11 protein-coding genes are annotated in these 10,820 nt (G+C 59.9%); 6 read left to right on the top strand and 5 right to left on the bottom strand.

The window, feature by feature from the left end; all coding sequences use genetic code 11:
• Positions 1–168: 168 nt before the first annotated feature.
• Entirely contained in the window at positions 169–921 is a 753-nt protein-coding gene (locus NW818_RS08125; protein ID WP_011433343.1) for a DUF561 domain-containing protein, read from the bottom strand.
• A gap of 193 nt (positions 922–1,114) precedes the next feature.
• Here NW818_RS08125 and speB point away from each other — a divergent pair, with 193 nt between their 5' ends.
• The 5 genes from speB (at position 1,115) to proC (ending at position 5,710) form a co-directional block, all read left to right on the top strand.
• Complete coding sequence (speB, locus tag NW818_RS08120) at positions 1,115–2,038, top strand: agmatinase (protein WP_011433344.1); 924 nt, start codon at positions 1,115–1,117, stop codon at positions 2,036–2,038.
• A gap of 72 nt (positions 2,039–2,110) precedes the next feature.
• Positions 2,111–2,959 (top strand): prohibitin family protein, encoded by an 849-nt coding sequence (locus tag NW818_RS08115; RefSeq protein WP_011433345.1) that lies wholly within the window; start codon positions 2,111–2,113, stop codon positions 2,957–2,959.
• 103 nt (positions 2,960–3,062) lie between these two features.
• The gene (locus NW818_RS08110; protein WP_414374881.1) at positions 3,063–3,746 is read left to right on the top strand and encodes a YggS family pyridoxal phosphate-dependent enzyme; all 684 of its coding nucleotides are present in this window, start codon (positions 3,063–3,065) and stop codon (positions 3,744–3,746) included.
• A 579-nt stretch (positions 3,747–4,325) separates the two neighbouring features.
• Positions 4,326–4,901 (top strand): cell division protein SepF, encoded by a 576-nt coding sequence (locus tag NW818_RS08105; RefSeq protein ID WP_011433347.1) that lies wholly within the window; start codon positions 4,326–4,328, stop codon positions 4,899–4,901.
• Positions 4,902–4,906: 5 nt separating this feature from the next.
• Positions 4,907–5,710 (top strand): pyrroline-5-carboxylate reductase, encoded by an 804-nt coding sequence (gene proC / locus NW818_RS08100; protein ID WP_011433348.1) that lies wholly within the window; start codon positions 4,907–4,909, stop codon positions 5,708–5,710.
• Here proC and NW818_RS08095 read toward each other — a convergent pair.
• Both NW818_RS08095 and ruvX read right to left on the bottom strand, forming a co-directional pair.
• The gene (locus NW818_RS08095) at positions 5,707–6,924 is read right to left on the bottom strand and encodes an NAD(P)/FAD-dependent oxidoreductase (protein WP_011433349.1); all 1,218 of its coding nucleotides are present in this window, start codon (positions 6,922–6,924) and stop codon (positions 5,707–5,709) included. The two genes, proC and NW818_RS08095, sit on opposite strands and share 4 nt — an antisense overlap.
• Positions 6,925–7,064: 140 nt before the next feature.
• The gene (ruvX, locus tag NW818_RS08090) at positions 7,065–7,577 is read right to left on the bottom strand and encodes a Holliday junction resolvase RuvX (protein WP_414424275.1); all 513 of its coding nucleotides are present in this window, start codon (positions 7,575–7,577) and stop codon (positions 7,065–7,067) included.
• A gap of 94 nt (positions 7,578–7,671) precedes the next feature.
• Here ruvX and ahcY point away from each other — a divergent pair, with 94 nt between their 5' ends.
• Positions 7,672–8,952, top strand: coding sequence for an adenosylhomocysteinase (gene ahcY / locus NW818_RS08085; protein ID WP_011433351.1), 1,281 nt, complete (start codon positions 7,672–7,674; stop codon positions 8,950–8,952).
• Positions 8,953–8,967: 15 nt separating this feature from the next.
• On the opposite strand, the gene NW818_RS08080 is transcribed toward ahcY, so the two are convergent.
• Together NW818_RS08080 and NW818_RS08075 are read right to left on the bottom strand one after the other, a co-directional pair.
• Positions 8,968–9,456 (bottom strand): hypothetical protein, encoded by a 489-nt coding sequence (locus NW818_RS08080; protein WP_414421600.1) that lies wholly within the window; start codon positions 9,454–9,456, stop codon positions 8,968–8,970.
• Between the two features lie 9 nt (positions 9,457–9,465).
• Complete coding sequence (locus tag NW818_RS08075) at positions 9,466–10,662, bottom strand: ImmA/IrrE family metallo-endopeptidase (protein WP_414357747.1); 1,197 nt, start codon at positions 10,660–10,662, stop codon at positions 9,466–9,468.
• Positions 10,663–10,820 lie beyond the last annotated feature (158 nt).

The following is a 10,820-nucleotide window of genomic DNA, read 5'->3' as shown; positions in this document are numbered from 1 at the left end:
GGGCCTCCAGCCCGAAAATTTGGTGAGCAGCAAAACTTCTAGCGGCTGATCTCAACCCTCAGCTGCCCTACTTACCTACTTATTCCCTGCTTGTCCAAGAAAATCTAAAAAAAATGCACCAGCGCACGCTGGCGCAAGAGGGTCAACTTTTACCGGTCAGACATCGACCTAGACAAGGGCAGGGATCCGAGATCCTCCCAAGGCCTCCACCAATGCCCGCACTTGAGCCACCATGGCCACTTCATCCTGGAGCCGGCTGACAGCTTTGCCCACCCCTACACCTGAAGCGCCGGCAGCAATGGCCAAGCGCACTGTTACCGTCGAGAGGCCGGAAGCGCAGATAACCGGTACCGAGACGACACGGCTAATTTCATAGGCGGCGGCCAGGGTGGGGGCAGCCTTCTCGATCAGGCCCAGGGATCCCCCGTGAACCGGCTCGGCACTGGTGCTGCCCTCGGTTTGGATGAGATCGGCTCCCAGATCCTCCAGTTTCTCGGCCAATTCTGCCTGTTGATTCAGAGGCAGAGTGTGGGGAACGGTTACCGACAAGAGCGTGCGGGGCAGAAGAGAGCGGGTTCGGCGGGTAAGGTCTAGGACTTCCGCTGCGGAGAAGATGCGGCCTGAAGGGTAGAAGCTGTCGTAATTGCCGATCTCGGCCATGTCTGCTCCTGCCTGTACGGCTGCGGCCAACTGCTGCGGCTCCACCGCCGACACACAGATGGGCAGATCGATCTGGGCGCGTACCCGCTGCACCAATTCGGGGCTGGCAGCGATATCCACCCAAGTGGCCCCTCCCTGTTGGGCGGCGCGGGTGATGCTCAGAACCGACTGCAGGTCGAAGTTTTGTAGACCGCTGATGATCTTGAGGGCCCGACGTTGGGCCAGAGCGTCGAAAAGAGCAGCGTGAGAGGCAGTGGTCATAGGCTCGTCAGCTTGTGGAAAGGCAGTCTAAGAGGAGTGAAAACAAACGGCTGCTAAAACTGGGCTTGGGGAAGCCTTTGCTCAGTCTAGAGGGTTTGCCTCAATCCCACAAGGGTCCCTCTTTACCCCATCATCCCAGTCCTTTTGGCTCACCACAATTCTTCAATAGATTCAATAGAATAGGGATCCCTTCTTGCAAGCCATCATGTATCGCTCTCCCTTCCCCTTCCTGGGCCTGCCTGAGCCGGATCCGGAGATGGCCCAAGCAATTCTCCTGCCCGTCCCCTACGAGGCCACCACCTCCTATGGCAAAGGCACCGCCAAAGGCCCTCAGGCGCTGTTGCAGGCTTCTGCCTATGTGGAGATCTACGACGAGGTACGGGATCGCCAGCCAGCTCTTCACCCCGACTTCTCGGAAGAGATCTCCCGCTACTGGACGGCACCGCCGGTGGAGTTGGAAGGTCTGGGATCTTCCGCCCAGGAGCTGGCTATGGCCGAAATCCAGCGTCGCGCTGCCGAGTGGGTGAGACCGGGGCGGTTCCTGCTTTCCATTGGTGGGGAGCACTCCATCAGCGGGCCCCTGATTGCTGCCCACCTGGCCCATTATCCGGAGCTGCACGTCCTGCAAATCGATGCCCACTGCGACCTGAGAGATAGCTACGAGGGATCCCGCTATTCCCATGCTTCTGCCATGGCCCGCGTGGTGGAGCAAGTGGGCAGCCGCCTCACCCAAGTGGGGATCCGCTCCATCTGCGCCGAAGACCGCCAGGCCATTCGCGAGCGCCGTCTGCACACCTTTTTTGCCCACAGCTTGCACACCAAGCCAGCCCAGGAGTGGATCCCAGAGGTGATCGCCACCTTGGGCCCCCAGGTTTACCTGACGGTGGATGTGGATGGGCTGGATCCCGCTGTGGTGCCGGCCACCGGTACCCCCGAACCCGGCGGCTTGGGCTGGTGGGAGACGGTGGAGCTGATCCGGGCGCTAGGACAGCAACGGCAAATTGTCGGCGCCGATGTGGTCGAGCTGTCGGTCACGGGGGAACGGGAAACCGATCGCCGCAGCGCCTTCACGGTCGCCAAACTGGCCTATCAGATCTTGGCTGCGGCCTTGGGTTAAGCTCAAGAAGAGCTTGGCCGGCCATCCCCGGGGCACCTGTTCGAGTTCTTTAGGTTTTTGGGTAACACACCTGTGAAATCGGCCCACCCCCGTCGTCCTGCTTTTGAACTTCCCGCTTTGTCCTGGATTCCCTTGGTGGGTGGGGCATTGCTGCTGATCCTCTTGGCCACCTTGCTGCAGTGCTTGGTGGTGGTGCCTGCCGGCACACGGGCCGTGGTGTTCAACTCCCTGACGGGGCTGAAGCCGCAGCCGCTGGGAGAAGGGCTGCACCTCCTGCTGCCGCTGGTGGAAACGCCTATCTTCTACGACGTGCGCACCCAAACCTACACCATGGCCTCTCAACGCTCCGAAAACCAGGGGGATGATGCGTTGAAAGTGCTCAGCGCCGACGGCCAGCAGATCTCCCTCGATGTCTCGGTGCGCTTTCGCTTGGATCCCGACCAAGTGGCCCACCTGCACCAGACCATTGGCCCTTCCTACGTGGACAAAGTGATTCGCCCAGAGGTGCGGACGGTGGTGCGCAATGAACTGGCTTTGCACCGCGCCATCGCCGTTTTCTCGGAAGAACGCGAGCAGATCCAGGAAAATGTGGAGCGGCAGCTCTCCAGCATTTTTGCTGAGAATGACCTGATCTTGCAAAACGTGCTGCTGCGCAATGTCCGCTTCTCCGACCAATTCCAAACGGCCATCGAGCAAAAGCAAATTGCCGAGCAAGAGAAAGAGCGGGAACGCTTCCTCGTGGAAAAAGCAGAGCTGGAAAAACAACGATTGGTGATCCTGGCAGAAGGAGAAGCCCAAGCCATTCGCCTCCAGGGGGAAGCCCTGAAGCAAAACCCAGAAGTGGTGCAGTTGGACTACGCGCGCAAACTGGCGCCCGGCACCCGCGTGATCATCTCCCGACCGGATCCCTGGCAGCGGTAGCGGACAGCCCGTTGGCTCTGGGTTCTGCAAAAATCTATCCCAGAGCATTGTTGCCAATTGGAACGAGAATGGGGATAGAGATCCCCGGCCTGCTGACCTGACGATGCCCCTTGACGAGCAGCTCATCCACAGCCGCATTCAGGCCATCCGAGCCCAGATCCCAGACCATGTGGAGATCATGGCAGTGAGCAAAGGCTACAGTGCCGACCACATCCGCGCCGCCTATCGGGCCGGGATCCGCCACTTTGGGGAGAGTCGAGTGCAAGAGGCCGCCGTCAAACAAGGGCAACTGCAAGATCTGACCGATATCGTCTGGCACTTGATCGGGCATCTGCAGACCAACAAAGTCAAACCGGCCCTCAAGCAATTTGCCTGGATTGACAGCGTCGATAGCTTGCGCCTGGCCAAGCTGATCAACCAAAAGGCTTGGGAGCTGCACCTCACCCCCAAGCTTTGCCTGCAGGTTAAATTGGCTCCGGATCCCAATAAGTTCGGCTGGCTCATCCCCGATCTGTTGCAGAGCCTCCCCGAACTGAACCAACTGCTGCAGGTGCAAATTGTGGGCCTGATGACCATTTTGCCTTTGGGCTTGAGCTCAGAGGCGGCCCTAGACCTGTTTCGCAAGCTGGCCGAACTGGCCGATTACATCCAGCGCAGCGGCTATGAACATCTGCAGGTGCACACCCTCTCCATGGGCATGTCCGACGATTACCTCCTGGCGGTGGCAGCAGGCTCTAACTTGATCCGGCTGGGGCGCGCTTTGTTTGCCGACGCCGAGCAGGAATAGATGTGACCTCTGTGAAGCCGTTAAATTGTGATTAAATTTTGTGTAAAGCCGTGCAACTCCCCAGTCGCCCTGCGGGGTACCTTCGGGGCGAGAGTTTGGCTTGGCTCGATCAAAAGCGGGGGGATCCCGCCCAGGATTTGCCCTATTGGGGAAATTTTGGGGAAATTTGTAATCATTTGCGTTACTTCCGTTAACGTGGGCTCAATCCAGACGGGGAGCAGAGTTCAATCCTGCCAAACAACGGCTTGGCAAGTGAGATGACATCTTCACTTCTTCTGGGTAAACTCTAGTCGTCGAATCAATGGGGTTTTGTTAACCTGCGTTAGCCCCCACTCGCTTCGGCAGCTTTCTGAGCAAACCCTGTCTCAGCCTATTGAAAGACTTTGACCGAGAATAAAAGGACGCCCCCTAGCTTGAGTGAGCCACTCAGGATCCAATCAAGAGCCTGAATCCTACGCTCGCCGTAAACCCATGACCTGTAGTGAGGATGTGCATATGAATGTCAATGGAATCTGGAGCAGGGTAAGAGATTTTGTGGGTCTGAATGATCCCGTGGACGGCCTGGAGGAGTACTCTGAAATGGAAGGGCAGGATGATTACCAACTGCTCTACGAGGGACGCCGTTCCCAACCGGCTGCTCCCCCCGAAGAGGAGGAAGTGAGTACCCTTCCGCGAGGGCGGCGGCAACGGGGAGTGGAAGCGGGGGAGGGCTCTGCCGGTCGAGAAGAGTCGCGGGGCCATCGGCGCAGTCAGCATCGGGATCGCTCAGCAGGGGGCAGTATGGGGAGCAACGTGATTGGATTACCGGGCGTAAACCCACCCACCAGTGAAGTGGTGGTGATGGAGCCGCGCAGCTTCGATGAGATGGCTCAGGTTATCCAGTACCTACGGGAGCGCAAGACGGTGATCATGAACTTGACCCTAATGGATCCCGCTGAGGCGCAGCGCTCTGTGGATTTCGTTGCCGGCGGCACCTACGCCATCGATGGCCACCAAGAGCGCATCGGAGAGAACATTTTTTTGTTCACCCCCAGCACGGTGATGGTTTCCACCCCCAGTAGCCAAGTGGTGCAGCCGCTGCAGCGCCCTTTGCAAAGCCCTACCCCCCTCTGGCCCAGCACCTATGAGCATCTGCAGGCAGTAGGTCAGCACTAGTTGCTATGGAGCGGCCACTGCTAAGTGTTATCGGGGGTGGAGCCATGGGATCCGCCCTGCTGCGGCGTTGGGTAGCTGTGGGAGTTTATCCCGCAGCGCAGGTGGCCTTGCGGGAGCCTGATCTGGATAAGGCTGTGGCCCTGCAGCAGGAGCTGGGTATCCGATTGTTGGCGGATCCATCCCAGGCGGGAGAGTCTGAGATTCTGTTTCTGGCCGTTAAACCGCAGCTCTTCCCGACAGTGGTGGCTGAGATGGGCCGGCTGTCCGCCACAGAGCTGGTGATCTCGATTATGGCCGGGATCCCCTTGCAGCAGTTGCAGCAGGCTTTTCCCAAACAAAAGGTGGTGCGCACGATGCCCAACACGCCGGCGCTGGTGGGGGCGGGCATAACGGCCATCAGCTACGGGCCAGGGGTGACGCCTATGCAGGTGGAGCAGGTGGAGAAGCTGTTTCGCGCGGTGGGCGAGGTGGTGACGGTGGCCGAAAGCCAGATGGATGCGGTGACGGCACTTTCGGGTTCCGGGCCGGGGTATCTGGCGGTGATTCTGGAAGGGCTGATCGACGGAGGGGTACAGGTGGGGCTGCCGCGTCCCATTGCTACCCAGTTGGCCCTGCAGACCTTGGCGGGTACTGCTGCCCTCTTGCAGCAAGAAAATCTGCACCCTGCCGTTCTCAAAGACCGGGTCACCAGTCCAGGGGGGACGACCATTGCCGGGATCCAAGCCTTGGAGCAGGCGGGGGTGCGGGGAGCCCTGATGCAGGCAGTGCGAGCGGCCTACGAGCGCTCTTGCCAGTTACAGGGATCCTAGCGGGCCAGCAGCCCTTGCCACAGGGGGCGGGTGATCCAATTCCATCCCACCTTGAGCTGGTGTTCCAGTGTGGGCAGGCGCACCAAATAGGCAGTTCGCCGGGCCAAATAGCCCAGGGGGCCGGTCAGTGTGAGGCCGCCAAGGGCAGAAAGCACCGCCGTATCCACCCCCAGGCTGAGCATTTCCCCCAAGGAAAAGTAGCGAAAGGGCAAGAGAGGCCGCTCCTGGGTGAGCAAAGCCCACAGGTTCCAGGCGCAATAACCGGCCTGTTGAAAAGCCGCTTGGGCTGTGGCCGGCACCGGCTTGCCCTCCGCATCCACCACCGCTGCTGCATCTCCCAAGGCAAAGATCTCTGGGAAGGTGGGGGTTTGTAGGGTGGACAAAACCTGTAGCCGTCCCCGCTCCGTTTTGGGCAGATCCAAATTGGCAATCACCGCTGCCGGTCGGGTTCCGACAGTCCACAGCACAGCATCCACAAGATCTGTGGCGATCTCCTGGGTCTCCAGCCGTTGCAGCTGCAGATGGAAGGGAGGGGCGCCGTTCTCGCCAAGGGCCTCGATGCCCAAGACCTTGGTTTGCAACTCCACCTGCACCCGCCGTTGGGCCAGCGCCTCTTGGGCCGCCTCCCGGCTGGAGAGAGCAAAGCCGGACAAGATTTGGGATCCCAACTCGATGAGGCGGATCCGTCCCCGCCAGCCCAGCCGATCCGCCAATTTGCAGGCCAATTCCACGCCACTGGCCCCTGCTCCTGCAATGGCCAGAGCCACAGGCTGAGCCGGATCCCGGTCTTCCAACGCCTTCAGGTGGGCGCGCAGCCGCTGAGCATCTGCCAGGGTGCGAAAGGGAAAAGCAAACTCCGCCGCTCCCGGAACGCTCTCCAGAGGGGTTTCTCCCCCCAGCGCCAGCACCAGCGCGTCGTACTCCAAGCTTTGCCCATCTTCCAGCTCCACGCGGCGGGCTTGAGGGTCAATGGCCTGGACAGATCCGCGGCGAAACTGCACCGATCCCGGGGGCAGCAGATCTTGAAAACGGGGGGCCACCTCCCAGTCTTCCATTTCTCCGGTGAGCAGCTCATAAAGCAGGGGGGCAAAGACGAACCGCTCCTGCCGATCGACCAAGGTGATCTGGGGTGGTTCTGGCCAGGGTTGCCGGCTCAGTTCCAAAGCTGTGTACAACCCGCCAAAGCCGCCCCCAAGAATGCAAATGCGATTCATGCTCGGATGGTTCACGTGACGTTATCAGACGTTATCAAAGTTGCGCGAAAGGCCCCGACTTAACAATCACACCCTGCTGATGCAGAAGGGGCAACGAGGGATGGCCCACCTTGGGCTTGAATTGATTTAAACTTTCCCGGCTAGACTTCTCCAGCGTAGTCTGTGTTGCCCCAGCTTTGCCAAGCCGGCACTTCTGACAGGGAAGCCCGTCGCTCGTCCAGCCAAGTTTGGAGAATTACCGCCGCCGACTGCTGATCGATCAAGCCCTTCTGGGCTTTGGCCGGGATCCCCGCCTCGCGCAGATCCCACTCCGCCTGCGCGGTGCTCAGGTATTCATTGACGGTAACAATGGGAAGATCCACGGCCACCTGCAAAGCGCGCACGAACCGCTGGACTTTGCGGGCCTGGGATCCCACCGACCCATCCGCCAGAAGGGGGATCCCCACCACCACCACGGTGGCCTGGCGGCGGCGGATCCACTCCTGCACTTGGGCAATATCCTCTGAGAGGGAACGGCGCTGGATCACCCCCAGGCCAGTAGCCAGCAGCCCCAGCCGGTCGGAGCCGGCCACGCCAATGCGGCGGTTGCCTACATCCAGCCCCAGCGCTGAAAGGGGATCCCTTGTGGCAGAATAGTTCAGGCTTATCGACATCCTTGCTGATCTTTATGGCTGCCTGGCCCCCTTTGGGGCTTGCAGTTTCCGTTCCCCTATCCTCTCTCGATGACCCTGTTTGGAGCAACACTCGATGACCAGCGCTACCCTGTCTCTCCCGAAGCATGAAGTGAAAGATCTGAACCTCGCCCCCCTGGGCAAGCAACGGATCCAGTGGGCGGCGCGGGAGATGCCGGTGCTGGCCCAGATCCGGGAGCGCTTTGCTCAAGAAAAGCCCTTTGCCGGGCTGCGCTTGGTGGCCTGCTGCCACATTACGACCGAAACGGCCAACCTGGCCCTGGCTCTACAAGCAGGGGGGGCGGATAGCGTTCTCATTGCCAGCAATCCCCTTTCCACCCAAGACGATGTGGCCGCCAGCCTGGTGGCGGACCATGGCATTTCGGTGTTTGCCCTCAAAGGAGAAGATGTGGCCACCTACCGCCGCCATGTCCAGATTGCCCTAGATCACCGCCCCAACCTGATTATCGACGATGGCGGAGATGTGACGGCGGAGCTGGTGCAGCACCGTCAGGAGCAACTGTCGGAGCTCATCGGCACCACGGAAGAGACCACCACTGGCCTGGTGCGCCTTAGGGCCATGCTCAAGGCGGGGGTGCTCAGCTTCCCGGTGATGACCGTCAACGACGCCGAGACCAAACACCTGTTCGACAACCGCTACGGCACCGGCCAATCCACCCTGGACGGGATCCTGCGCTGTACCAACATCCTTCTGGCCGGGAAGACGGTGGTGGTGGCTGGCTACGGCTGGTGCGCCAAGGGAGTGGCCATGCGGGCCCGCGGCATGGGATCCCAGGTGATTGTCACGGAAGTCAACCCGGTGCGGGCTCTGGAGGCGGTGATGGACGGCTTCCGGGTGATGCCGATGGAAGAAGCCGCTGCTCTGGGGGACATCTTCATCACCGTCACCGGCAACAAGCACGTGATTCGCGGCGAGCACTTCGACCGCATGAAGGATGGGGCGATGGTCTGCAACGCCGGCCACTTTGACATTGAAATCGACCTGGTGGCGCTGCAGGAGCGGGCCGTCTCCCGACAGACGGTGCGCCCCTTTGTGGAAGAATACCGTCTGCAGTCGGGCAAGTCAGTGGTGGTGCTGGGGGAAGGCCGGCTGATTAACTTGGCTGCTGCCGAAGGGCACCCCGCCAGCGTCATGGACATGAGCTTTGCCAACCAGGCCCTGGCCTGCGAATACCTGGTGAAAAACCGGGGCCGCTTGGCCCCAGGGCTTCACCCCATTCCTCTCGAGGTGGACGAGGCCATCGCCCGCCTCAAGCTCAAAGCCATGGGGATCCAAATCGACAGCCTCACCCCCGAGCAGATCGAGTACGGCAACACCTGGACTGCCGGGACTTGAGGGTGGGTGCTGGCGCTACGAACCTGAGATACATCCTAAAACCTGTCGCACCTGGGCCAACTCGTCAGCAGGGAGGCGAGCTTTCAACTCCTTCTCCCAGCGATCCAGCCAGTTGCACAGTACCTCCGGCAGACAAACCTTTTGGTTATAGAGCTCACACACTACCCAAAGGCTGCCGTGGACGACAACGCCGCTCTCCGCGCAAGCTCTGCGCAACCGGCCATCGTTGGAGAGGAGCGTAGAGCTGCTGGTACGGCAGTAGTGAAGACACAATGCGTCAGCTATCGACAACCCACTTTTCTTCAGAACCATTGCCTCTGGAAGCCACGTTTCCTGCACCTGGACAACCTGCACGCCCAAAGCAAGAACCTGGGACTTGCAAGGGTCATCGACTTCTGCCAGTACCACGTCAAGCACCTCCAGACTTGCCAACCTCGCTAAGGATTCCAGCCCCCCAACCTTGGCGAAGTCAATGAGGATGTTGGCGTCAGAAAGCAAGGTCATTAGGGGCTGCTAAAGAGCACTTGCGCCGTTCGACCACCAAAACGAAGCTCGCTTGCGGATATACTCCATTGAAACCCCCAGCACTTCTGCAGCTCGGGAAGCGCTCACAACCTCAAGGGAGAGAGCCTGAAACACCAGCCGCTCAAGGCGGGATTTGGGCAGTTGGCTCTGGTCGTTCTGCCAAGCCGGGTTGTAAAACTCGCGCCGTAGCTCAAGCGGCTCTTTGTCTTTTCCGTATTTCTTGTTCAGTACACCGATCTGTTGGCCACATTGCTTGCGAGAAATGATACCAATTTGAGCGGCTCGCACCAGGACAGTTCGCATGCTGACGCCGTAGCGGAGCTTGAGGTCAAGCAGCATGGCCTCAGGAACCCAGCGGTGGCGGAATGCCTGAAGTTCTCGCTCAAGGACGTCACGCGGCAGCAGCACTGCCCCGGCCAAATGGTTGGCGAGTTTCTCCCTAGTGCTCCGCACCGCTGTCACGAACAGCTTGCCATCCACAGCCTTTTCTGGGTGCGCGAAGTCCTGGCGATGGCAGATGAGGTGAGCCAACTCGTGTAGAGCGGTGAAAAACTGCCGTTCAACAGGGTGATTGTCGTTGACGACGATAACTGCTCCAAGCGACTCGGTGTAAGCTGAGAGCCCACTGACACGGGCTGGCAGGGGGGTCAGGAGGATCTTCAAACCGCGCTCCTCAAGTCGGGCAATGACATCTCCCAGAGGAGCATGTTCTACCCCTAGAAAGTCTCGCACGTCCCCAGCGTAGCGCTCCACTGCATGCGGATCATAGGTCTCCACCGGCATTTGGGGCGGTGACACAGCAACCTCACCAATCTCCTCCTCGATCTCGGCATAGGCTAGGGCTCGCTTAAGCACCAGAGCTTTGAGCGCGGGGGTGAGAACTTTTGGGTCATCTGCTCTAAATAACAGAGTCGGTTCCGTCTGCGCTGGCGGGATGGATCCCTTGGACTTGGCCTGACCATCACAGTCGGGCGGTGGGGGACAAGCGGCATTTTGTTCGAAGAAGACCTCAAGCGGCACCCCCAGCGCACGGGCAACAGCAGCCAACTGACCAATGGAGGGCATGCACTCCCCTTTCTCACAGGCCGCAATGGCCTGCAGGGGCAGCCCAACTTTGTTAGCCAGATCGGCCTGGCTTAAGCCCTTGTATTCGCGGAGTAACTGGATGTAACCAACGTTGATCATAGGCAGCACGATGTGCTCCACTGTAGTAGCCCAAAGGCAGTCGGTGTTCATCGGCAGGCTTTCAGGGTGTTTATGGTCATTTCGACTCAAACTAGGCCGCTGTACCCACACCTAAAATGTTGACTGCACGGGGCCAGAAGGCTTTTCAAGGACTCCGT

Source organism: Synechococcus sp. R6-5, assembly GCF_047461775.1.
Taxonomy (GTDB): Bacteria; Cyanobacteriota; Cyanobacteriia; order Thermostichales; family Thermostichaceae; genus Thermostichus.
The sequence above is the reverse complement of the archived record's forward strand: the minus strand, read 5'-3'. Positions and strand labels throughout refer to the sequence as shown.

Excerpts from the sequence above, each read along its gene's own strand:
- NW818_RS08125 (WP_011433343.1), bottom strand. The coding sequence starts at position 921 with ATGACCACTGCCTCTCACGCTGCTCTTTTCGACGCTCTGGCCCAACGT.
- NW818_RS08110 (WP_414374881.1), top strand. The coding sequence starts at position 3,063 with ATGCCCCTTGACGAGCAGCTCATCCACAGCCGCATTCAGGCCATCCGA.
- NW818_RS08105 (WP_011433347.1), top strand. The coding sequence starts at position 4,326 with ATGGAAGGGCAGGATGATTACCAACTGCTCTACGAGGGACGCCGTTCC.
- proC (WP_011433348.1), top strand. The coding sequence starts at position 4,907 with ATGGAGCGGCCACTGCTAAGTGTTATCGGGGGTGGAGCCATGGGATCC.
- NW818_RS08095 (WP_011433349.1), bottom strand. The coding sequence starts at position 6,924 with ATGAATCGCATTTGCATTCTTGGGGGCGGCTTTGGCGGGTTGTACACA.
- ruvX (WP_414424275.1), bottom strand. The coding sequence starts at position 7,577 with ATGTCGATAAGCCTGAACTATTCTGCCACAAGGGATCCCCTTTCAGCG.
- ahcY (WP_011433351.1), top strand. The coding sequence starts at position 7,672 with ATGACCAGCGCTACCCTGTCTCTCCCGAAGCATGAAGTGAAAGATCTG.
- NW818_RS08080 (WP_414421600.1), bottom strand. The coding sequence starts at position 9,456 with ATGACCTTGCTTTCTGACGCCAACATCCTCATTGACTTCGCCAAGGTT.
- NW818_RS08075 (WP_414357747.1), bottom strand. The coding sequence starts at position 10,662 with ATGATCAACGTTGGTTACATCCAGTTACTCCGCGAATACAAGGGCTTA.